Annotated in this window: 16 protein-coding genes and 1 riboswitch; of the genes, 6 read left to right on the top strand and 10 right to left on the bottom strand. The window is 65.2% G+C overall.

Going from position 1 to position 23,113, the window contains the following annotated elements; translation table 11 throughout:
* Positions 1-58 precede the first annotated feature (58 nt).
* Positions 59-2,059, top strand: a complete 2,001-nt coding sequence (locus AC1D1F_RS11035) for a sensor histidine kinase (protein ID WP_477697329.1) — start codon at positions 59-61, stop codon at positions 2,057-2,059.
* Complete coding sequence (locus AC1D1F_RS11030) at positions 2,056-4,128, top strand: protein kinase domain-containing protein (protein ID WP_477697328.1); 2,073 nt, start codon at positions 2,056-2,058, stop codon at positions 4,126-4,128. Before AC1D1F_RS11035 ends, AC1D1F_RS11030 begins: the two co-directional genes overlap by 4 nt.
* A gap of 3 nt (positions 4,129-4,131) precedes the next feature.
* Here AC1D1F_RS11030 and AC1D1F_RS11025 read toward each other — a convergent pair whose 3' ends face one another.
* The 3 genes from AC1D1F_RS11025 to AC1D1F_RS11015 are packed head-to-tail and all read right to left on the bottom strand — an operon-like array spanning position 4,132 to position 7,233.
* Entirely contained in the window at positions 4,132-5,163 is a 1,032-nt protein-coding gene (locus tag AC1D1F_RS11025) for a cytochrome d ubiquinol oxidase subunit II (protein ID WP_477675794.1), read from the bottom strand.
* Entirely contained in the window at positions 5,156-6,574 is a 1,419-nt protein-coding gene (locus tag AC1D1F_RS11020; protein WP_477675793.1) for a cytochrome ubiquinol oxidase subunit I, read from the bottom strand. Before AC1D1F_RS11020 ends, AC1D1F_RS11025 begins: the two co-directional genes overlap by 8 nt.
* A gap of 2 nt (positions 6,575-6,576) precedes the next feature.
* Positions 6,577-7,233: a GbsR/MarR family transcriptional regulator gene (locus tag AC1D1F_RS11015; RefSeq protein WP_477675792.1), complete on the bottom strand. Its 657-nt coding sequence runs from the start codon at positions 7,231-7,233 to the stop codon at positions 6,577-6,579.
* A 205-nt stretch (positions 7,234-7,438) separates the two neighbouring features.
* Here AC1D1F_RS11015 and AC1D1F_RS11010 point away from each other — a divergent pair, with 205 nt between their 5' ends.
* On the top strand, positions 7,439-7,909 hold the full coding sequence (locus AC1D1F_RS11010) for a cupin domain-containing protein (RefSeq protein WP_477675791.1): 471 nt from the start codon (positions 7,439-7,441) through the stop codon (positions 7,907-7,909).
* Between the two features lie 43 nt (positions 7,910-7,952).
* Here AC1D1F_RS11010 and AC1D1F_RS11005 read toward each other — a convergent pair whose 3' ends face one another.
* From AC1D1F_RS11005 to ahcY, 4 genes are all read right to left on the bottom strand, one after another.
* Complete coding sequence (locus AC1D1F_RS11005; protein WP_477675790.1) at positions 7,953-8,516, bottom strand: septal ring lytic transglycosylase RlpA family protein; 564 nt, start codon at positions 8,514-8,516, stop codon at positions 7,953-7,955.
* A 61-nt stretch (positions 8,517-8,577) separates the two neighbouring features.
* Positions 8,578-9,411 (bottom strand): methylenetetrahydrofolate reductase [NAD(P)H], encoded by an 834-nt coding sequence (gene metF, locus AC1D1F_RS11000; RefSeq protein ID WP_477675789.1) that lies wholly within the window; start codon positions 9,409-9,411, stop codon positions 8,578-8,580.
* 10 nt (positions 9,412-9,421) lie between these two features.
* A complete protein-coding gene (locus tag AC1D1F_RS10995) occupies positions 9,422-10,432 on the bottom strand; it encodes a TlyA family RNA methyltransferase (RefSeq protein WP_477675788.1) in 1,011 nt (336 codons plus the stop codon).
* A gap of 158 nt (positions 10,433-10,590) precedes the next feature.
* Positions 10,591-12,021 carry an adenosylhomocysteinase gene (gene ahcY, locus AC1D1F_RS10990; protein WP_477675787.1) on the bottom strand — a complete coding sequence of 477 codons (1,431 nt, stop codon included), beginning with the start codon at positions 12,019-12,021 and terminating at the stop codon, positions 10,591-10,593.
* A 103-nt stretch (positions 12,022-12,124) separates the two neighbouring features.
* Positions 12,125-12,197: riboswitch (S-adenosyl-L-homocysteine riboswitch) on the bottom strand.
* Positions 12,198-12,374: 177 nt separating this feature from the next.
* Between ahcY and AC1D1F_RS10985 the strand changes: the two genes are divergently transcribed.
* Entirely contained in the window at positions 12,375-13,169 is a 795-nt protein-coding gene (locus AC1D1F_RS10985; RefSeq protein WP_477675786.1) for an HAD-IIB family hydrolase, read from the top strand.
* On the opposite strand, the gene AC1D1F_RS10980 is transcribed toward AC1D1F_RS10985, so the two are convergent.
* Positions 13,170-14,420, bottom strand: coding sequence for an MFS transporter (locus AC1D1F_RS10980; protein ID WP_477700722.1), 1,251 nt, complete (start codon positions 14,418-14,420; stop codon positions 13,170-13,172).
* Positions 14,421-14,532: 112 nt separating this feature from the next.
* On the opposite strand from AC1D1F_RS10980, the gene AC1D1F_RS10975 reads away from it, so the two are divergent.
* Positions 14,533-15,117: a TetR/AcrR family transcriptional regulator gene (locus AC1D1F_RS10975; RefSeq protein ID WP_477675784.1), complete on the top strand. Its 585-nt coding sequence runs from the start codon at positions 14,533-14,535 to the stop codon at positions 15,115-15,117.
* Here AC1D1F_RS10975 and AC1D1F_RS10970 read toward each other — a convergent pair.
* Complete coding sequence (locus AC1D1F_RS10970) at positions 15,104-16,069, bottom strand: Bug family tripartite tricarboxylate transporter substrate binding protein (protein WP_477697039.1); 966 nt, start codon at positions 16,067-16,069, stop codon at positions 15,104-15,106. The genes AC1D1F_RS10975 and AC1D1F_RS10970 overlap by 14 nt on opposite strands.
* A gap of 417 nt (positions 16,070-16,486) precedes the next feature.
* Between AC1D1F_RS10970 and AC1D1F_RS10965 the strand changes: the two genes are divergently transcribed.
* Positions 16,487-17,125, top strand: coding sequence for a hypothetical protein (locus tag AC1D1F_RS10965; RefSeq protein WP_477675782.1), 639 nt, complete (start codon positions 16,487-16,489; stop codon positions 17,123-17,125).
* A 21-nt stretch (positions 17,126-17,146) separates the two neighbouring features.
* Here AC1D1F_RS10965 and uvrA read toward each other — a convergent pair whose 3' ends face one another.
* Positions 17,147-23,026, bottom strand: coding sequence for an excinuclease ABC subunit UvrA (gene uvrA / locus AC1D1F_RS10960; protein WP_477697040.1), 5,880 nt, complete (start codon positions 23,024-23,026; stop codon positions 17,147-17,149).
* Positions 23,027-23,113: the final 87 nt, after the last annotated feature.

Raw genomic sequence — 23,113 nt, 5'->3', positions numbered from 1 at the left:
TCCCGCGTCCACAGCCCCACCCTCCTGACTGACTTTTCACCGGCGTTTTACGACCCTCATGCCCGCTCAGGCACATCCGACCTCCCCTGCCCTGCCCGACACACCCGGCGGCGGGCCGCGCGCGGACTACGCGGCCCCGGCGGACGAGGAATCCATGGAAGCCGAAATCGCGCGGCAGGTCGCGCTGCGCACGCGAGAGCTGGGCGCCTCGCTGGCGCGCTACCAGACCATGGTCGACCTGGCGACCGAAAACATCTGCGTGGGCCAGGGCGGGCTGCTCCGCTTCGCCAATCCGCCCTGCCTGGCCTTGCTGGGCACGCAGGCCGGCACCATGGCCGACCGCCTCATGATCGAGTTCATCCATCCGGACGATCGCGAGTTTGTTTCCGGCAAGCACCAGTTGCGCGCCGCCGGCAATGTCGTCCCGGCCTTTGAAGCGCGATTCCAGCGCGACGACGGTACGGTTTCCTGGGTGGAAATCAATGGCGTGCTGGTGGACTGGGAGGGTGCACCCGCGGACCTGTTTTTCCTGAAGGACGTCACCGAACGCAAAAGGCTGGAGGCCCTGACCCAGTCCGCCGCCGAGCGCTACCGGGCGGTCGTGGAAAACGTCAACGACACCATCCTCGTGGTGCAAAAAGGCATCGTCCGTTTTGCCAATGCCAGCGCGCAGGAGCTGTTCGGCTGCGCGCTCATCGGCCTGCCTTCGCTGCACCTGATACATCCCGACGACCGCCCCATCGTGCAGCAGCGCCGCGAACTCATGCAGTCGGGCACCATGGTCAGCGCCTATGAGGCCCGGTTCATCACGCCGCCGCGCGAGGCCATGGCGCCTTCGCTGCGCACCGGCTGGGCCAGCATCTACGGCACGCGCATCGAATGGGACGGCGAGCCCGCTCTGCTGGTGCTCATGTCCGACATCAGCGAACGCCGCCGGCTCGACCAGGAGCTCAAGAGCGCGCTGGTGCAGCGCGAGGCCATCCTCGAGACCACCGCCGTCGGCGTGACCTTCCTGAAGGCGCGGCGCCACCAGTGGCTGAACCGCACGCTGGCCGCCATGCTGGGCTACAGCCCGGCCGAGCTGCTGGGCCAGGAAACCCGGGTGCACTATCCCGACGACGAAGAGTTCGAGCGCCTGGGTGCGCTGGCCTACGCGCAGATCACGCAAACCGGCCTGTTCTCGGCCGAAGCCCGCATGCGCAGAAAGAACGGCGAACTGATCTGGGTGCAGCTGGACGGCTCGGCGCTGGACCGCAGCCGGCCCGAGGACGGCTCGGTCTGGACCTACGTGGACATCACGCGCCGCAAGGAAGCCGACGAGGAAACCCGCCGCGCTTTGGTGCGCGAGCGCGAACTGGGTGAACTCAAGACCCGCTTTGTCTCCATGGCTTCGCACGAATTCCGCACACCGCTGGCAACCATTCTGTCCTCGGCCGAATTGATAGAGCACTACGGCGAAAAAATCACGCATCGCGAGCGCCAGGACATCATGGCCGACCTGGTGGTCGCGGTGAAGCGCATGCAGGGCATGCTCGAAGACATGCTGACCGTCGGCCAGGCCGACGCAGGCAAGCTCAGGCTCAACCTGCGGCCGGTGGACATCGCGGCGCTGTGCCGCAAGCTCGTGACCGAGGTGCACACCAGCGACGCCGGCCAGCATGCCATCGAGTTCGAGGCGCCGGTCGGCCACGACGCTTTTTCGCAGCTGGTCATGCTCGACGAGCGGCTGATACGCCACATCACCAGCAACCTGTTGACCAACGCCTGCAAGTACTCCGCCCCGGGCAGCGTGGTGGTGCTGACGCTGGGCGGTGACAAGGACGAGCTGGTCCTGCAGGTCAGCGACGAAGGCATCGGCATCCCGACCGCCGACCTGCCGCGGCTGTTCGAGAGCTTTCACCGCGGCTCCAACGTCGGCAACCGCCAGGGCTCGGGCCTGGGCCTGGCCATCGTCAAGCACGCCGTCGACCTGCACCACGGCAAAATCGAAGTGGCGAGCACGCCAGGCGCAGGCACCCGGTTCACGGTCAGCCTGCCCATCTCCCGGGGACAAACATGACACTGATTCTGATCGTTGAAGACGACGACGCCATCCGCAGCAACATCGTGCGCCTGCTCAAGCTCGAGGGTTTTGAGACCGCCGCCGCATCCGACGGCGTGCAAGGCCTGGCGCTGGCCCGCGCCAGCAGGCCGGACCTGATCATCTCCGACGTCGGCATGCCCGGCATGAACGGCTTCGAGCTGCTGGCCACCCTGCGCGCCGACCGCGACATGGCCAACACCCCCTTCATGCTGCTCACGGCGCTGGACGACCGCGACAGCATGCGCCGCGGCATGACCTCCGGCGCCGACGACTACCTGTCCAAGCCCTTCAGCCGCGCCGAGCTGCTGGACGCCGTCAATGCCCAGCTCAAGAAAAAAGCCCGGGTGCGCGAAGCCATTGATTCGGAAGTGGCCGCCGGCGAACAGCGCCTGCGCGCGGCCTTCTCCAATCGCATCAGCGGCGATCGGCCCGACTCGGTCCCCGTGGACATTCCCGCCACGGCGCAAACCGAAGAAATTTCCAGCGCCACGGTGCTGGTTGCCAGCATCCGTAACTTCACGTCCATCGCCGAAAAACTCAGCGCCGCCGAAGTTTCGCAATTGCTCACCGAATACTTCGAACGCGTCTCCGAACCCGTGCTGAAGAACAGCGGCCGCCACATCAAGTTCATCGGCGACGGCCTGATGGCGGTGTTTTCGGACACCATGACGGGCTCGCCGCTGCCGGCTCCGCGCCGGGCGATTTCCGCCGCCCTGGCCATGGCGCTGGCCACGCATGAATTCCGCGACTGGCTGGATGAACGCTTCAGCGCGCGCGCCCTGCCGCCCTTTGCCATGGGCGTGGGAATCCACAGCGGCGCCGTCACGCTGTGCCAGCTCGGCACGCAGCAGAACAAGGAAGTCACTCCCGTCGGCGAAACCGTGACCCTGGCCGCGCGCCTGGAAAGCGCATCCGAGGAAATGGGCTGGACCGTCATGGCCAGTGAAGAGGCCCTGGGCCTGGCCGGCACCGGCATACAGACCGGCATCCACACCTCACTGGTGGTGCCGGGCAAGAACCTCGCCATCGACGTGGTGGAAGTGATCGGCCTGGTCACCACCATGGAGGACAAGATCCACGGCATGGCCAGCCTGACCGAGCGCGCCAAGGAGATCAGCGACGCGGTGCGTGCCAACTCCGACATCACCGCGCGCGCCGTCAAGGGCGCGCTCGACTCCAAGCTGTCGGCCCTCAAGGATCTGCGCTTCGACGCCAGCACCGAGCCGGTGCGGCTCAAGGGCTACCGCATCACGCGCAAGATAGGCGCGGGCGGCATGACCGAGGTCTACCTCAGCGAACGCGAGTCCGACGGCCTGCCCATCGTGCTCAAGGTGCTCGATTCGCGCGGCAAGGAAGCCTCCGAGCACCTGGTGCGCTTCATCCAGGAATACGCCCTGCTGTGCAAGATAGACCATCCGCACGTCATCAAGATCTATGACCAGGGCTTCACCGACGAACATGCCTACATCGCGATGGAGTACTTCGAGCGCGGCGACCTGCGCGGCCTGTTCGGCCCCAGCCTGGCACGGCCGCAGGCGCTGACGGTCGCGCGCGAAATCGCCCATGCCCTGTCGGCCATCCACGCGCACGGCATCGTGCACCGCGACATCAAACCCGAAAACGTCATGTTGCGCGCCGACGGCAGCGTGGCGCTGGCCGATTTCGGCATCGCCAAGTCCATGCTGCAGTCGCAGAACATGGGCCTGACGCAAACCCACCACGGCGATGTGGTCGGAACGCCCTACTACATGAGCCCCGAGCAAGCCACCGGCCGCAAGGTCACGGCGCTGTCCGACCTCTACAGCCTGGGCGTGATGCTGTTCGAGATGCTGGCCCACCGCAGGCCTTACATCGCCGAGTCACTCGAGCTGTTGCTGGCCAAGCACCTGAACGCCGAAACCCCCGCACTGCCGGCCCCGCACGCGGACCTGCAAGGCATCGTCAACAAGCTGATGGCCAAAAGGCCCGAGCAGCGCTATGAATCGGCCGAGGCGTTTTTGCTGGAACTGGAAGCCGTGGCGCCCGCACCCGAGATTAGTCTCTAGCTTCTAGTACTTCAGAGCAGTGCTTTTTCCCCAGAAGACCCTGTACGCAAAGATCGTGTAGCCGATGATCATCGGCAGCACCACCGCCGCCCCGGCCAGGATCACACCCATGGCCTCTGGCGCGGCGGCGGCTTTCCAGATGTCCAGGCTGTCGATCACCAGCCAGGGAAACAGGCTGTAGGCCAGGCCGTAGAAGGCCAGCATGAACACACCCACCGTCGCGCCGAAGGGCACCCAGGCGCCGTATTCATTGCCCTGGGCCAGCCGCACCGGCAGGCGCTGCAGGCTGCGGAAGATCACACCGAACAGCACCAGCGTGGCGGCCGGAATCGGCAGCAGCAGCACGATGTTGGGGAAGGAAAACCACTTGTTAAAAATACTGTGGCTGACCAGCGGCGTGGCGATCGAGATCGCCGCCACCCCGGCCATGGTGAACCACAGGCTGGCACGCGCCCAGCGCACCGCGCGCAACTGCAGCTCGCCCTCGGACTTGATGATGAGCCAGCCCGCGCCCATCAGGCAATAGGCCGCCACCAGGGACAGGCCTATCACCGCGTTGAACACGATGGTCCACCAGTTGCTGGCAAAGCCGGTGACCAGCGAGCCCAGCATATAGCCCTGAGACCAGCTCGCCAGCAGCGAGCCGGTGTAGAACATGCGGTTCCACAGCGGCTTGTGGCTGGCGCGCGCCTTCACCCGGAAGTCGAAGGCCACGCCGCGCAAGGTCAGGCCTATCAGCATGAAAGCCACCGGCAGGTAGAGCGCGCCCAGGATCACGCCGTGCGCCACCGGAAACACCGTGAGCAGGATGCCTACGCCCAGCACCAGCCAGGTTTCATTGGCATCCCAGAACGGGCCTATGCTGGCGATCATGGTGTCCTTGTCCTCGTCGCTGGCTCGGCGCATCAGCACGCCCACGCCGAGGTCGTAACCGTCCAGGATCACATAGGCCAGCATCGCCAGCCCCATCACCACCAGGAAAACAATCGGCATCCAGCCGGCGGCTTGCGTCAGGTCGGGGGCAAGATCAAGCATGGGATGCTCCTTCCTTTTCGGGATAGTTCACGACGTTGAGTTCTTTTTCGGTTTCGCCCGCGGTGTTGTCGTCGTCGCCGAAAGGCTTGTCCGCATGCTTCCTGTGCCGCGCGAGGTAGAAGACCACCGACACATAAGACGCCAGCAGCACCGCGTATAGCGCGAGGTAGAGCGACAAGGTCAGCGCGATGCGCGGCGCCGGCACTTTCGAGGCCGCGTCGGCCGCCGTCAGCACGCCCGTCACCAGCCAGGGCTGGCGGCCGATTTCGGTCACGTACCAGCCGGCGACCAGTGCGATCCAGCCCGCGAAAGTCATGGCCACCAGCAAGCGGGCATGCCACACCGTCAAGGTGCGCGCCGGGTCTCTCTTCCACGGGGCCAGCTGCAGCACGCTGGCCCAGCTGACCAGCAGCATCAGCACGCCCACACCCACCATGATGCGGAAGGCCCAGAACACCGGCGCCACGGGCGGGTGCTTGCCCTCGAACTGGTCCAGGCCCTTGACCTCGCCGTCCATCGAGTGCGTGAGGTAGAGCGAGGCCAGCTTGGGGATCGCGATTTCATAGCGGTTGGCCTTGGCCTTTTCGTCCGGCAAGGCGAACAGAATCGCGGGCACGCCTTTTTCGGTTTTCCAGATGCCCTCCATCGCCGCCAGCTTGGCCGGCTGGTGCTCCAGCGTGTTGAGGCCGTGCTGGTCGCCCGCGACAATCTGCAGCGGAATCAACATCGCGGCCATGTAGATACCGGTCTTCAGGCCGGCCATCACTTCGGCCCCGCGGTCGTTGCGCAGCCAGCGGTAGGCCGAAATTCCGGCCACCAGAAAGGCCACCGTGAGTCCGGAAGCCAGCAGCATGTGCGTGAGCCGGTACGGGAAGGAGGGGTTGAAGATGACTTCAACCCAGCTCGTCACATGCGCCTGGCCGTTGATCATTTCAAACCCGGCGGGCGTCTGCATCCAGGAGTTGAGCGCCAGGATCCAGAAGGCCGACAGCGTGGTGCCGCCCGCCACCAGCAGGGTGGCCACGGTGTGCATGGTCTCGCTGACGCGTTCGCGCGCGAACAGCATCACGCCCAGCATGGTAGCCTCCAGGAAGAAGGCCGTCAGCACCTCATAGGCCAGCAGCGGCCCGGCGATGTTGCCGACCTTCTGCATATAGCCCGGCCAGTTGGTGCCGAACTGGAAGCTCATGGTGATGCCGCTGACCACGCCCAGCGCGAAGGTCAGCGCGAAAATCTTCACCCAGAACTGGTAGGCGTCCATCCAGAATTGGTCCTGGCTTTTGACGAAGCGCAGCTTGAAATACAGCAGCACCCAGCCCAGCGAGATGCTGATGGTCGGGAACAGGATGTGGAAGGTGATGTTGGCCGCGAACTGGATGCGGGCCAACAGGAATGCGTCAAGTCCGTCCATCGTCAACTCCTGGTGTCATCGGGAAGGTTGGCAGGCAGCGCTGCGGGTGGTGCGGGCGCTCCGGAAGGCTGAGCCGCCACTGTGGTGGATGGCGCGCGGCCTGTCAAACCGGCCTTCATGCCGCCGGTAACCTTGTTTTTCATCTCCAGCAGCTTCTGCACCTTGGCGCCCATCTTCATGAGGCTCATCAGGGTCGCCGAATCCATTTTCTGCACGTCCGCCAGCCAGCCCGTCATGAGCTCAATCAGGTCGTGCATCTGCTTCATGCGCGCCTGGGCGTGGATGTCGTCCGCATGCGAGGGGTGTTCCATCAGCGCATCGCGCAGCATGGACAGCGTCGGGTCGATCTCGCGCTTGCGGCGCTCTTCGGCCAGCGTGCGGAAGATGGCCCAGACGTCTTCAGGCGCCTGGAAATACTCGCGCCTGTCGTTGGGCAGGTGCTGCAAGCGCACCAGGTTCCAGGACTGAAGCTCCTTGAGCCCCATGCTGACGTTGGAGCGGGAGAACGCCAGCGCCTCGCCGATTTCGTCGGCATTGAGGGCCCGCGGCGACACATATAAGAGAGCATAAATCTGCCCCACGGTGCGGTTGATGCCCCAACGGCTGCCCATTTCACCGAAATGCAGGACAAAACGCTGGGTTAAGGGGGGCAGGTTCATGGCGCCGGGCCTCTTTGGTTTATTGAATTTTCAGGAATTACTGAAATTCTAATAAATTGAAACAGTTTGCGCCAGTCAGGTTTGATTGACCCTGCGCGGCTGTCGGGGTGCGCCGGGCACCTTGCGGATTGAATTCAGCCAAGCAAGCCGGGCGCAATATGGTCATACTGGCCCGCCCAAACCACAACACCTCAAAAAGGACTCCATGCGCCACACCACCACAGCCCTCGGCTTTGCCGTCACCTTGGCCTTTGTGGCCGGCATCGCGTTATCACCGTTGGCCCAACGCGCCTTGCCCGAAGCGCATGCGCAAGCCGTGCCCCTGGCGCCGGCGATGATTGACCTTGCTGCGCTCAAGCACAGCGACATTCCCCCCACCCCAAACCCCGAAATGAACGCCAGGGGATTGGTCATCACCGACAACGCCACCATCGGCATTCAATCCGGCAACGTGGCCAAACACATTCACCCCAAAACCGACGAGATCCAGTACATCATCGAAGGCAGCGGCGCGATGTGGCTGGGCGGCGAACGCAAGGAGTTCAAACCGGGCACGCTGATCATCATCCCCAAAGGCACGGCTCACGGCGGTACGCTGGTGACCAGCGGGCCCGTCAAGGCGCTTGCCATCAAGATCCCGCCGCAACCCAGGGACGACGTGACCTTCGTGAATTGAGCAACTGAGCAACTGAGCGGGTGCGCCCGCAGCCAGCGGCGTTTCAGCGTTGAGCGCGGGGCGCGGCGGGGCGCCGCCGTACAGCCGGGCGCTTCCTGGCGGCGGGCGGTGGTGCCACCGCCACCTCGGGCGTGGACTCCGGCACCAGCAACACCACTTCCTTGAAGCCCAGGCCCAGCATGCCCAGCTCCTCGGCCGCCGCGCGGCTCAGGTCGATGATGCGGTTGCCGGCGTAGGGGCCGCGGTCGGTGATGCGCACGTCCACGTCACGGCCGTTGACCAGGCTGTGCACGCGCACCAGGGTGCCGAAAGGCAGGGTGCGGTGGGCGGCGGTGAACTCGCGCATGTCAAAACGCTCGCCGCTGGCGGTGCGCCGGCCGTTGAAGCGCGGGCCGTACCAGGAAGCCGTTCCCCGCTGGAACTCGCGCGGCACTTCGCCGCCCAACAGTTCGGGGCGTGGCCGCTCGCTGAGAGATACCGATGCTGGCACTTCATCAACGGCCTGGCCGGGCGCGTCATGCTGCTGCGCCGCGGCGGGCCGGGGCGTCGTGCGAGGTCCCGGCGGTGTGGTCGGCGCCGTCGTGCACGCCGCCAGTAAGGCGACCAAGGCCGCCGCACCGGCGACTCGAACAATCTGGATCACACCCTGCCGCATGGGGTGGCCGGGCTCAAGCCCGTTGCTGCAGCCGCCCGATGATTTCGGTCGTCGCCGCGGCCTGGTTCATCGTGTAGAAATGAATGCCGGGCACGCCCGCGGCATACAGCTGCTCGCACAAGCCGGTGATCACGTCCAGGCCGAAGCTCTTGATGGACGCGGTGTCGTCGCCGAAGCCCTGCAGGCGCAGGCGTATCCAGCGCGGGATCTCGGCGCCGCAGGCGTCGGAAAAGCGCATGAGCTGCGTGGAACTGATGATGGGCATGATGCCAGGCACCACAGGCACGTCCACGCCCAGCGCCTGCGCGTCGTCAACGAAGCGGAAGTAGGCGTCGGCATTGAAGAAATACTGCGTGATGGCCGAATCGGCGCCGGCCTTGACCTTTTTGACGAAGGCCTGCAGGTCGGCGTCGGCCGATCGGGCCTGCGGATGGACTTCGGGGTAGGCCGCCACCTCGATGTGGAAGGCGTCACCGGTTTCCTCGCGGATAAAGGCCACCAGGTCGCTCGCGTAATGGAACTCGCCGCCGGCGCCGTAGCCGCTGGGCAGGTCGCCGCGCAGCGCCACCAGGCGCTTGACGCCCATGGCCCGAAGCGTGGCCAGTTGCACGCGCACCGTGGCCTTGGTCGCGCCCACGCACGAGAAATGGCAGGCCGCGGCCACACCTTCGTCGAGGATTTCCTTCACCGTGCCGAAGGTGCCGTCCTGCGTGGAGCCGCCGGCGCCGAAGGTGACCGAGCAGAACTCGGGCTTGTGCGCATACAGCGCCTGGCGCACCACGCGCAGTTTCGCCGCGCCTTCGGGTGTCTTGGGCGGGAAGAATTCAAAGCTGAAGGGCAGGTTCATCACGTATCTCTCACTCGTTGTCGGTTTTTTTGTCGCGCCGTTTGCCGCGCGCGGGGCCAGGCTGGCCTGCATGCGCGAGTTCGGAGTCTTCGTGCGGCGCGCGGGAGGCGCGCATTTCGGCGCGCGGAACCCGCTTGGCGACCTTGCGCTGCGGCGCAGCCGGCAGCGGCTGGTCTTCACCCGCCACCTCATCGCCTTTGACGGCCTGGATGAAAAATTCGCGGTTGCCGTCGCCGCCTTCAATCGGCGAGGCCAGCCAGGCCTTGACCTCTAGCCCCAGCGCCGCGCAGGCATCGCGCAAACGTTTTTCCACGAACTCAAAATGCGCGGGGTCACGCACGATGCCGCCCTTGCCGATCTGGCCGGGCTGCAATTCAAACTGCGGCTTGACCAGCATCAGCAGATCGCCGCCGGGCTTGAGCAGGCGCACCACCGCCGGCAGCACCAGCGTCAGCGAGATAAAGGACAGGTCGCCGGTCAGGAAGTCGAAGTCGGCTTCGATGGACGGGGTTTCGTCGCCTTCATCGTCAACATCGAAGTCATCCGAAAAATCCATATCGCCGCTATCGCCCGCATGGCCGGCCACCAGGTCGGCGGCCGTCATGGAACGCGCATTGACGCCTTCGATGCAAACAACACGCGGGTCCTCGCGCAGGCTGGCATGCAGCTGGCCGTGGCCCACGTCCACCCCCACCACCTGCACGGCGCCGTGCTGCAGCAGGCAGTCAGTGAAGCCTCCGGTCGACTGGCCGACGTCCAGGCAGCGCAGGCCGGCCACGGACAGTCCCGTGGCCTTGAGCGCGCCTTCGAGCTTGAGCCCGCCGCGCGAAATGTATTTGGCTTCCGTGGTGTCCAGCAGCTGAAGCTCCGCGCCTTCCGGAATCTCGTCACCGTTCTTGGCGACTTTTTTCCAGGGCGCCTCCGCCTCCGCACGCCACTGCACGCCCGATGCAATCAGGCGCTGGGCCTGCGAGCGGGTGGCGGCATGGCCGTGGTCGACGAGGAAGAGGTCAGCGCGCATGTAGTGTTCCGGTATTCCAACAACAGCCTCAAGGGCGTAGCGAGCGGCCCGAGAGCAAGGCGCGGGCGTCAGGCAACCGGAATGCACTTGAGGTGCATGAGGATTGCCTGATCGGGACCCGCAACGCCGCTATCGGGTCGCGCAGTAGCCACGAAAAATCAATAGCGGTAGGTATTGGCTTTGTACGGGCCGGCTTTAGAAACGCCGATATAAGCCGCCTGCTCATCGCTCAGCTCGGTCAGCACCGCGCCGACCTTCTTCAGGTGCAGGCGCGCGACCTTTTCGTCGAGGTGCTTGGGCAGCACGTAAACCTTGCCCACTTCATAGTCGGCCTGCTTGGTGAACAGCTCGATCTGGGCGATGGTCTGGTTGGCGAAGCTGGACGACATCACGAAGCTCGGGTGGCCGGTGCCGCAACCGAGGTTCACGAGGCGGCCCTTGGCCAGCAGGATGATGCGCTTGCCGTCCGGGAAAATCACGTGGTCGACTTGCGGCTTGATCTCTTCCCAGGTGCATTTTTCAAGCGCAGCGACGTCGATCTCGTTATCGAAGTGGCCGATGTTGCAGACGATAGCCTGGTCTTTCATCTTCGCCATGTGGTCGTAGGTGATCACGTTCTTGTTGCCGGTGGCGGACACAAAGATGTCGGCCTTGTCGGCAGCGTATTCCATGGTCACGACCTTGTAGCCTTCCATCGCGGCCTGCAGGGCGTTGATCGGGTCGATCTCGGTCACCCACACCTGGGCGGACAGCGCGCGCAGCGCCTGGGCCGAGCCCTTGCCCACGTCGCCGTAGCCGGCCACGCAGGCGACCTTGCCGGCCACCATCACGTCGGTGGCGCGCTTGATCGCGTCGACCAGGGATTCGCGGCAGCCGTAGAGGTTGTCGAACTTGGACTTGGTCACCGAGTCGTTGACGTTGATGGCGCGCAGGGCCAACGTGCCCTTGGCCGACATTTCATTGAGGCGCAGCACGCCCGTGGTGGTTTCTTCGGTCACGCCGATGATGTTCTTCAGGCGGCGGCTGTACCAGGTCGGGTCTTGTGCGAGCTTGGCCTTGATCGAGTTGAACAGGCAGATTTCTTCTTCGCTGGTCGGCTTGGAGATCAGGCTGGCGTCTTTTTCGGCTTTGGTGCCCAGGTGCATCAGCAGCGTCGCGTCGCCGCCGTCGTCCAGGATCATGTTGGGGCCTTCTTCAGGCGTGCCTTTGGCGCCGCTGAATTCAAAGATGCGGTGGGTGTAGTCCCAGTAGTCGGCCAGGGTTTCGCCCTTGATGGCGAACACCGGCGTGCCGGCGGCGGCGATCGCGGCGGCGGCGTGGTCCTGCGTCGAGAAGATGTTGCACGAAGCCCAACGCACGTCAGCGCCCAGGGCCTGCAGGGTTTCGATCAGCACGCCGGTCTGGATCGTCATGTGCAGCGAACCGGTGATGCGCGCGCCCTTCAGCGGCTGCACCTTCGCGAACTCTTCGCGGATGGCCATCAGGCCGGGCATTTCGGTCTGGGCGATGTTCAGTTCCTTGCGGCCCCAGGCGGCAAGCGAAATGTCGGCAATGACGTGGTCGGTGGAAGGCTTCAGGACGGCGCTCATACGGTTCTCCAATAATCAGACGTAGTAACTGGGCAAAATCGCCACGGGCATGCGGCTTCAAGAAAGGGGGAATTCAGTCATTCACCCGGCTTGAGAGAGCACATGCGGGTGAGCGTGGTTGCAATGAAGTCCTGAGCCTGGTCCACGTGGTGTGGCTTGCAACGCTCCTCAGGAAGCCACGATTGTAATTCCATTTCCAATTCAAAGCGATAGGTCGTTGCACCGCCTTGCCGTGCTGTAGCACTGTCTGCGGCGGCGCGCCTACTCTCGCTTCGAATTGAAAACGGAATTACCGCCCCGGGGCCCGCTCAGCCTTTGAAAGCCGCGAGCAAGAGCCGTGCGAAAATTTCACCATGCAAGAATTTTCCCGCTGGCCTGTTACAGAGCGCCGCCGCATTACAGGCGTCTTCACTGATATCGACGACACACTGACCACCGAAGGGGAGATCACCCCCGATGCGCTGGAAGCTTTGGGTGAATTGAAAGCAACCGGGTTCAAGATTGTGGCCATCACCGGCCGCCCGGTCGGCTGGAGCGAACCCTTCGCGGCGCGCTGGCCTGTCGATGCCATCGTGGCCGAGAACGGCGCCGTGGCCCTGCTACCCGATGCCAAAAGCGCCCCGCCGCGGCCGCTGGCCAAAATCTACCAGCAGGATGCGGCCACACGCAGCGCCAACTTCAGCCGCATGCAGGCCGTGCTGGCGCGCATCGAACGCGAACTGCCGGGCGTGCACCGCGCCACCGATTCACCGGGCCGCGAGACCGACATTGCCATCGACCACAGCGAATTCACGCAACTCAGCGACGGGCAGATCGCCGCCGCGGTGGCGCTCATGAAAAGCGAGGGCATGCATGCCACCGTGAGCAGCATCCACATCAACGGCTGGTATGGCGACCACAACAAGCTCGAAGGCGCTCGCTGGATTGTTCGCCAGCTCTGGCAGCGCGACCTGGATGCCGAAATGGACAACTGGGTCTACGTGGGCGACTCCACCAACGACCAGCTGATGTTCAAGGCCTTTGCCAACAGCGTAGGCGTGGCCAACATCGCGCGTTTTGTGCCGCAACTCGCGCATCTGCCGCGCTATGTGACGCGGGGTGAGCGCGGCGCGGGCTTTACCGAAGTAACCCGCGCCTTGCTGGATTAATTAGTTAACGGCTGGTGCGCCCGTGCGGCGCAGCGAAGTCCAGCGCAGCCAGGCGCCCAGGGCGGCAACGGCCAGCACCAGGCCCGCATAGCCCTCGGCCGTGGCCGGCAGGCCCAGCGGCGCAATCAGCCGGCCGGCCAGCATGGCGGGCACGCTGAACGCCAGGTAACTGGTGGCGTACAGCGCGGCGAACAGTTCGGCGCGTTGCTGCGGCTGTGCCAGCGGGGCCAATGTCTGGACCTGCGCCGAGAAAGCCGAGCCGCCGCCGAAACCGGCCAGCGCCGTGCCCGCGAAAAACAGCCCCACCGAATGCGTGGCCAGTGACACCGCCACCCCGCCGGCGCCCACGGCCAGCAAAGCCATGCCCAGAGCGCTCATGCGCACGGGCGACAGGCGGCGGAGCAAAGTCGGCGACACGGCGCCCAGGCCGAAAAAAGTCGAAATGGCCAGCCCGTTGACGATGCCGTTGTGGATGCCGAAGATCTGCTGCAGCATCGAAGGCACCAGTGAGAGGTAGAGCCCCGCGAAGGACCAGACGGCCAGCATCGTCGGCACGCCGCGCAAGAATTCAGCGCGCGCCTGCACGGGTATCGAAATACGCGGTACCAGCGAAGCCAGCGCACCGGGGCGCGGCGTGGCGCTTTCCGGCAGGAACAGCGTGGCCACCGCACCCGTGACACAAATGGCGGCCAGCACGCCGAACACCAGCGGCACCGGGTGCAGCGCGAACTGCACGGCGATGCCGGTCAGCAGCGCGCCCACGGCCAGGCCCGCCAGCGGCGAGACGCTGCCTATCATCGCGCCCAGGCGTTTTTGCGCGGCCGGGGCCGCTTCCACCACAGCCGCCGTCAGCGCGCCGCTGACCATGCCGGTCGCGATGCCCTGCACGACACGCGCCGCGATGATGCCGTTGATGCCCTCAGCCAGCAAAAAAGTCAGCATCGCGCCGGCCTGTAGCAACAAGGCGGTAAACACCACGGGGCGCCGGCCTATGTGGTCGGACAGCGAGCCGGCCACCAGCAGCGAGGCCAGCAGCGCAATCGCGTAAATCGCGAACGCCACCGTCAGCAGCGCCGGCGAAAAGCCCCACTGCTGCTGGAACACCACAAACAGCGGCGAAGGTGCGCTGCCCGCCACGAAGAACGCGAACAGCAGGACGGCCAGCAGCGGGAAGGCCGCCGCGGGCGGCAGTTGCCAGCGGGCGGCTGAGGCGGAGGATGGGGCTTGCACAGAGGGGGCGGGTGCGGTCATGGGAAACGCTCAACTTTCTTGAAGCTCTTAAAGCAAATTTGTTTGCGTTTGTGAATTCTACGTCGACTTTTAAATTAACGCAAACATCGTTGCTTTAAGCTAGAATTTGCCCATGAACACCCCTCTCCCCAGTCAGGTCAAACGCCCCGGTGGCCGTAGCGCCCAGGTCCAGGCCGTGGTGCGCAAGGCGCTTGAAGAGTTGATTGCCCAGGAGGGCCGCGACAAGGTCACCGTGCCGGCCGTGGCCGAGCGCGCCGGCGTCAGCGCCTCCAGCATTTACCGGCGCTGGGGCGACGTGAACGGCCTGCTGGGCGAAACCGCCACGCAGCGGCTGGACCCGAATCGCCCCCTGCCAGAGACGGGCGACCTGAAAGCCGAACTCGCGGCCTGGGCCAGGGAGCTGATCACCCACCTCAACAAGCCGGGCAATGCCTCGATGCTGAAGGCAGCTGCCGCGCTGGCCGGCTCGGAAGAAACCAATTGCCTGAAGAACCGCCGCAACGAAGCCACCGTGCTGGTCAAGCGCGCCCAGGCGCGCGGCGAGACCACTCCCACGGTGCAACAGGTGCTGGACCACATGATGGCCCCCATCATTTACCGTTTGATTTTTGGCGCAGGCGTTGAACCCGCTCTGGCGGAACAGCTCGCCGACGAAGTATTCGTACTTGCCGGCGTTCAGCCCGCTAGTTGGGTTTAGCCAGGCCTAACTTGTCGATCAACGCCTTCTCGCGGACCACCGTATCCTGCGCGAACTTCGTGTAGTCGGCCGAACTCAGGTAGTTGGGCAGCATGTCGTAACGGGCCAGTGCCGCCACGTAGCTGGGTTCTTCCATCGCCTTTTTGAAGGCATCGTGCAGGCGCCTGACCACCTCGGGCGGCGTGCCCTTGGGCGCGCCTAAACCGAAAGGCGAGTTCTGCACGATGTCATAGCCCAGTTCCTTGAGGGTGGGCGCATTCGGGAATTTGTCCAGCCGCTTTTCGCCCCAGGTGTTCAGCACGCGCAGCTTGCCGGCCTCCACCTGCGGTGCAAAGCCGGTGCTGTCGGCGCCCGCCATCAGCTGGCCGCTGACCAGCGCCAGCATCAGGTCGGCGCTGCCCTTGTAGGGCACATGCTGCAGCTCGATGCCGGCCTTTTGCGCGATGAGCTCCGTCGTCAGGTGCGGGCTGGTCAGCGTGCCGGTGGAGCCGTAGGTCAGCTTGCCGGGATTGGCCTTGGCATAGGCCACGAAGTCGGCCCAGGTCTTGAACGGGCTGTCGGCCGGCACCACGATGCCGAAGGCATAGCCCGTCACGTTGATCACATAGCTGATGTCCTTGACCGGGTCCCAGTTGATCTTGGTCGTATAGCCCAGGCGGAACACGCCCAGCGGAATCTGCGCCAGCGTGTAGCCGTCGGCCTGTGCGCTTTGCAACTGCTGGGCCGGCAGGGTGCCGCCCGCACCGGGCTTGTTCTCGACGATGACCGGTTGGCCAAGAATCTTGCCGGCGTTGTCAGCCAGCGAACGCATGGTGATGTCGGTCGGCCCGCCGGCCGGGAAGGCGACCACCAGCTTGATGGGTTTGACGGGAAAGGTCTGCGCCAGCGCGGCGCCGCCGATCGCGGGTATCGCCAATGCGGCGGCGGTTTGAAGTAAGTGGCGGCGGTGCATGGGAATGTCTCCGTTGTTTTTGGAATAGCGGCCATCATGCCCGCCGATCAGCCTTGGCGCATCAGGGCAACACCTGAATACCGGATCGGGTTCCTGCCGGCCTCGAAATAGGCTCCCATCGCATTCGCCCCCCGGAAATCTGTCGGCGCTCGCCGACGAAACAGGCCCTTGAATTTGCTGGATATTTTGCAGGGGCTGAAGACGCCTGTCGGTCCATGCCGACGCCTCTGCTTGCCCCCAAATTTAAAAGATGTTGATTTGACTGGATTTTTTCCGTGGCACGGATTGTGAAAAGTCCATGCGCTGGCGCGAAAAGTTGCTTGAACCATTTCGGGTTCATTTGCGACTGATGTGCGCCACAGCGCAAAACGCCAAGCGCATTTATCAACACTCCATTCAGGATTTTTAAGGACTTATATGAAACTCAAACATCTCGCACTCCTCGCCGCATTGATGATGGCCGGCCAGTCGTGGGCACTGACCGCTTACGAAAAACAGCATGGCTGCAACAACGACGGCGAAGGCTGTGCCGGCGGCGGTGGCGCCGGACAGGGCGGCGGCGGCGGTTATGAATCGTCGCAATACGTGGCCGCGTTTATCAGTGAAGGCAGCCTCTGGGAGATGTTTTCAGACAGCCAGGGCGGTTTCACCATCGAAACAGACCTTGGCAGCGGCAAAAAGAAGGTCCACATCGGCGAAAAGGCGGCCTACCTGATCAAGCCACCGCCTGCCAATTCGCAAATGAAGCGCGCTTCCCTGGTCTATGGCGCCATGGCGCCGGCCCTGAGCGCGGAAGCAGCGAAGAAAAAGGCGGAAGAGGAAAAAGCCAAAAAAGCACAGGCCGAGGCGGCCGCCGCCCAGAAGGCGGCTGAAAACAAGGCTGTTGCGGATGCCATCCAGAAAGCCGGCGGCGCTGGCGCCTATTCAGCCGGTCTCGGGGGACCTGCCGCTGCCAAACCGGCCGGTGGCGGTGTCATTGCCGGCACCCCGGCCATCGGTATGCAGCCTGCGGCCGGCCTGTCGGCCGGCGCCATCACCGCACGCAAAAAACCGTAAGGCAGTGCGTCCGCAGCCCGCCTATCCAGCGGTCCGCTCGAGCACGCTCTTCAAGGCCTTGCCCGTATGTGTGCCCTGCTTGACCACCGCTTCGGGCGGGGCCGACGCCACCACACGCCCACCCGCATTGCCGCCGTCCGGGCCCAGATCGATCACCCAGTCGGCTTCGGCGATCACGTCGAGGTCGTGTTCGATCACCACCACGCTGTGGCCGCCGTTGACCAGGCGGTGCAGCACGTGGATCAGCTTTTCGACGTCGGCCATGTGCAGGCCCACCGTGGGCTCGTCCAGCACATACAGCGTGTGCGGCGCCTTCTGGCCGCGGCGCGTGATGTCGTCGCGCACCTTGCTCAGTTCGGTCACCAGCTTGATGCGCTGCGCCTCGCCGCCCGAAAGCGTCGGCGAAGGCTGGCCCAGCGTCAGGTAGCCCAGGCCCACGTCTTTCAGCAGCTGCAGCGGGTGGCTGATGTTGGGCATGGAGGAGAAGAAGTCCACCGCCTCGTCCACTTCCATTTTCAGCACGTCGCCGATGTTTTTGCCGCGCCAGGTCACGGCCTGGGTTTCGGGGTTGAAGCGCGCGCCGTGGCAGGTTTCGCAGAGCACCTTCACGTCGGGCAGGAAGCTCATGCCGATGGTGCGCACGCCCGCGCCTTCGCAGGTCGGGCAGCGGCCCTCGCCGGTGTTGAACGAGAAGCGCCCGGCGCTGTAGCCGCGCGCGCGCGCTTCCAGCGTGTCGGCAAACAGCTTGCGAATCGTGTCCCAGAAGCCGATGTAGGTGGCCGGACAGGAGCGCGGCGTCTTGCCGATCGGTGTCTGGTCGACTTCCAGCACGCGGTCCACCGCCGCATAGCCTTCGATGCGTTCGCAGCCGGTCCAGTCCGGCGTCTTGCCCCTGTCGTCGGCGTCGCGCCCGGACTTGGTCGAGCGCTGCATCACGCCGGCATGCACATTGGTCAGCAGCACGTCGCGCGCCAGCGTCGACTTGCCGGATCCCGACACGCCCGTCACCGCCACCAGGCGGTACAGCGGCACGGTGACCGACACATCCTTGAGGTTGTGCAGGTCGGCATTGACCACCGTGAGCCAGGAGGTGAACTTGCTGGCCGCGGCGGGCGCCGCATTGTGCAGCGCGCTGGCATTGGCCGCGGCGGCTTTGAGTGCGGCGGCCTTGAGCAAGGCCGCTTTCTGCTTGCTCACGGGCTTGGCGTTGGCGGCGGCGGGCAGCGCCTCCACCACGTCCACCGGCGCCGCGCCCTTACGCGTTTCGCGGCGCGCATGCAGCGGGTGGATCAGCGGGTTCGCCAGGTAGCGGCCCGTCAGCGACTCGGGGATGGCCGACAGCTGCGCCGCCGTGCCCTGCCCCACCAGCGTGCCGCCGCGCTTGCCCGCACCGGGGCCTATGTCGATGATGTTGTCGGCTCGGCGTATCGTGTCTTCGTCGTGTTCGACCACCACCAGCGTGTTGCCGCGGTCGCTGAGCTTGCCCAGCGCGCTCAGCAAAATCTGGTTGTCGCGCGGGTGCAGGCCTATGGTCGGCTCGTCCAGCACGTAGCAGACGCCCTGCAGGTTGGAACCCAGCTGCGCCGCCAGGCGTATGCGCTGCGCCTCGCCGCCTGAAAGCGTCGGCGCGCCGCGGTCCAGCGTGAGGTAGCCCAGGCCCACGTCCTCGAGGAATTCGAGCCGGCTCTTGATTTCGGGGATCAGGTCGCGCGCGATGCCGGCCTCGCGGCCCAGCAGCGCGAGTTTTTCGACCCAGCGCCGCACGTCGGTCACCGACAGCGCCGCGATGTCGGCAATGCCGACGCCGGCGAACTTCACCGCGCGCGCCGTCGCATTCAGGCGCGTGCCCGCGCAACCCGGGCAGGCGGTGCCGGCCAGGTCTTCCACCTCGGGCTCGGCAAAACTCTGTTCACGGCCCTTGTTGTCGTCGTCCATCACCGAGTCGTCGAACACCTTGCGCTGCTCCTTGGTGAGCTTGACGCCCGTGCCCACGCAATCCGGGCACCAGCCGTGCTTGCTGTTGTAGCTGAAGAGGCGCGGGTCGAGCTCGGCATACGAAGTCGCGCAGACCGGGCAGGCGCGTTTGGTCGAAAACGCGATCAGCTTGCCGATGTTTTTGGCGCTGGCGCCGGCCATCATCGCGCCGCGCAAACCATCGAGCGGCGCCAGCACGTGGACCACACCCCTGCCGTGCTCCAGCGCGGTGGCCAGCGCGGCGCGCAGCGCGGCCTCGTTCTCGGGCGAGACACGGATGTCGGCGATCGGCAGCTCCACCGTGTGTTCCTTGAAGCGGTCAATGCGCGGAAAGCCCGTGGTCGGCAAGAACTCGCCGTCGATGCGCAAATGTGTGTAGCCGCGCGGGCGCGCCCAGTCGGCCAGCTCGGTATAGACGCCCTTGCGTGCGATCACCAGCGGGGCCAGCAGGCCGATGTGCTGGCCGCGGTAGGTCTTGAGCAGCTGCGCCGCGATGCTTTCGGGGCTTTGCGGCATCACGGCCGCGCCTTCCTTGGTGCAATGCTGCACGCCCAGCTTCACATACAGCAGGCGCAGGAAATGCCAGACCTCGGTGGTGGTTCCCACGGTGGACTTGCGCCCGCCGCGCGACAGCCGCTGTTCAATCGCCACGGTGGGCGGGATGCCATACACAGCATCCACCTCGGGCCGGCCCGCCGGCTGCACGATGCTGCGCGCGTAGGCGTTGAGTGATTCGAGATAGCGCCGCTGCCCTTCGTTAAAGAGGATGTCAAAGGCCAGCGTGGACTTGCCGGATCCCGACACGCCCGTCACCACATTGAACTTGCCGCGCGGAATGTCGACCGAGAGGCTCTTGAGGTTGTTCTCTTTCGCGTTGACGATCTGGATCAGGTTGGAAAAGGCCGGCCGCGTGGCCCACACCTTAGGCCGCGACTCCTCGACGCCGTGCACCTTGCCCATGGCCTGCTCGTATTCGCGCAGCGCAAGTGCGGTGTGAGACGTGGGATGCTGGCGCACCTCTTCGGGCGTGCCCTGGGCCACCAGCAGGCCGCCGGCCTCGCCGCCTTCTGGGCCCAGGTCTATCAGCCAGTCGGCCGAGCGGATCACGTCGAGGTTGTGCTCGATCACGATCAGCGAGTGGCCGGCTTCCAGCAGCTTGCGCAGCGCGCGCATCAGCTTGGCGATGTCGTCGAAGTGCAAACCAGTCGTCGGCTCGTCGAACAGGAAGAGCGTGCCGCGCCCGGGCTGTCTGAGCGCCAGCGCCTGTTTGCTGGCGCTGGTGGTCTTGCTGGCATTGGCCAGGAAACCCGCGAGCTTCAGGCGCTGCGCCTCGCCGCCCGACAGCGTGGGCACGGGCTGGCCCAGCTTCACGTATTCCAGGCCCACGTCCACGATGGGTTGCAGCGCGCGCACCACCTCGCGGTCCTGCGCGAACAGTGCAATCGCCTCGCTGACGGTCAGGTTCAGCACGTCGGACACATTGAGCAGGCGCGGCTTGAGGTCGCCGATGGCCTTGCGCTCAATCGTCACTTCGAGGATCTCGGCGCGGTAGCGCTTGCCGTCGCAGTCCGGGCAGCGCAAGTAGACGTCGCTCAGGAATTGCATCTCGACGTGCTCGAAGCCCGAGCCGCCGCAGGTCGGGCAGCGCCCGTCGCCGTTGTTGAAGCTGAACTTGGTGGCGGTGTAGCTGCGCTGTTTCGCCAGCGGCGCCAGCGCGAACAGGTCGCGCACCGCGTCCCAGGCGCCGACATAGCTGGCCGGGTTGGAGCGCGCCGTCTTGCCGATGGGTGACTGGTCGACAAACACCACGTCGGTCAGGTGGTCGGCGCCCATGAGGCGGTCGTGCAGGCCCGGTGTTTCGGTCGCCTTGCCGAACTGGCGCAGCAGCGCCGGCGCCAGGATGTCCTGCATCAGCGTGGACTTGCCGGAGCCGCTGACACCGGTCACGCAGACCAGGCGCTGCAGCGGGAAGTCCACCGTCAGGTTCTTCAGGTTGTGGTCGCGCGCGCCTTCAAGGATGAGGCGCGGCGTGTTGTCGGTCACCGCGCGCTTGAAGCCCATGCCCACCTGCTTGCGCGATCCGAGGTAGGCGCCGGTCAGCGTGTCGGCATGCTTGATGTCGTCGGGCGTGCCGTCGAACACGATCTGCCCGCCCTTCTCGCCCGGGCCCGGGCCCATGTCGATCAGGCGGTCGGCCGCCAGCATCACGGCCGGGTCGTGCTCGACCACCACCAGCGTGTTGCCCGCGTCGCGCAGCCGGTGCATGGCCTGTGTGATGCGGTTCATGTCGCGCGGGTGCAGGCCGATGGAAGGCTCGTCGAGCACGAACAGCGTGTTGACCAGCGAGGTGCCCAGCGCCGTCGTCAGGTTGATGCGCTGCACCTCGCCACCCGACAGCGTGCGGCTTTGCCGGTCCAGCGTGAGGTAGCCGATGCCGACGTCGCACAGGTATTTCACGCGCGTCTGGATTTCCTCGAACAGCGACTTGAGCGCCTGCAATTCGGCGTCGTCGCCCATCACGTTCAGCGAAAGGCCGCTGAAGAAGTCGCGCAGCCTGTCGATGGGCAGGCGCATCAGGTCGTGGAGCGCCAGGCCCGGCAGGGCCTCAAGCTGCTCGCGGCTCCAGTGCACGCCCACCGGCATGAAGCGCTGGCTGGGCGGCAGCACCGCGTCGGCCGCTTCCCTGGAGCCCAGGCGCCACAGCAGCGATTCGAGCTTGAGCCGTGCACCGCCGCAGGTTTCGCAAGGCGTGTAGCTGCGGTACTTGGACAGCAGCACGCGGATGTGCATCTTGTAGGCCTTGCTTTCGAGGTACTCGAAAAAGCGCTTGATGCCATACCACTGCTTTTTCCAGCTGCCGTCCTTGTAACCCGGCATGCCGTTGATGACCCAGCCCTGTTGCGCCGGCGTGAGCTTGTACCAGGGCGTGTCGCGCGGAATGCCTGCCGCCTCGGCGTGGCGCATCAGGTCGTCTTGCGCTTCTTTCCAGGCCGGGGTCTGTATGGTCTTGATGGCGCCGGCGCGCAGGGTCAGCTTGTCGTTGGGAATCACCAGGCCGTAGTCGACGCCGATGACGCGGCCGAAGCCGCGGCAGGTTTCGCAGGCGCCCATGGCCGAGTTGAAAGAAAACAGCGAGGGCGTGGGGTTGGTGTAGCGCAAGTCACTGTCGGGACAATGCAGGCCGGTCGAAAAGCGCCACATCACATCGGGATGACCATCTTCCGCATGCTGCACGTAGACATTCAGGCGGCCGCCGCGCTTCAGTGCCGTCTCGATGGCGTCCATCACGCGGGATTTTTCCACCGCATGCGTGCGAAAGCGGTCGGCCACCACGTCGAGCAGCTTGTGGGGCCCGGCCGGTGTGGCGACGTCGCGCTGGGCATGCACGCGTGTGAAGCCGCTGACCGACAGCCATTGCTCCACCTGTTCGGCGCTGGTGTTGCCCGGCAGCTCGACCGGGAAGGTCAGCACCACGCGCGGGTCGCCTTCCCTGGTGCGCGCCATCAGTTCGGCGTAAATCGACTCCGGCGTGTCGTGGCGCACGTTCTGCGCGGTCTGTTTGTCGAACAGTTGCGCGGCGCGCGCGTAGAGCAGCTTCAGGTGGTCGTTGAGCTCCGTCATGGTGCCCACGGTGGAGCGCGAGCTGCGCACCGGGTTGGTCTGGTCGATGGCGATGGCGGGCGGCACGCCCTCCACCTTGTCGACGGCCGGCTTGTCCATGCGGTCCAGGAACTGGCGCGCATAGGCTGAGAAGGTTTCCACGTAACGGCGCTGGCCTTCGGCGAACAGGGTGTCAAACACCAGAGAGGATTTCCCCGAGCCGCTGGGGCCGGTCACCACCGTCATTTCACCGGTGCGGATGTCGAGGTCGATGTTTTTGAGGTTGTGCTGGCGCGCGCCGCGGATGCGGATGGTTCCCTGGGACATGAGTGCGGTCTTTCCTGAAGAGGTCAAACATTCTAGGCAAAGCCTCCGGCCGTGCGGGGCGTGAGGATTAATGCCCCTTTTGTGCAC

This window comes from Polaromonas sp. P1_H6, assembly GCF_056405195.1.
This window is presented reverse-complemented; position numbering and strand designations above follow the sequence as displayed.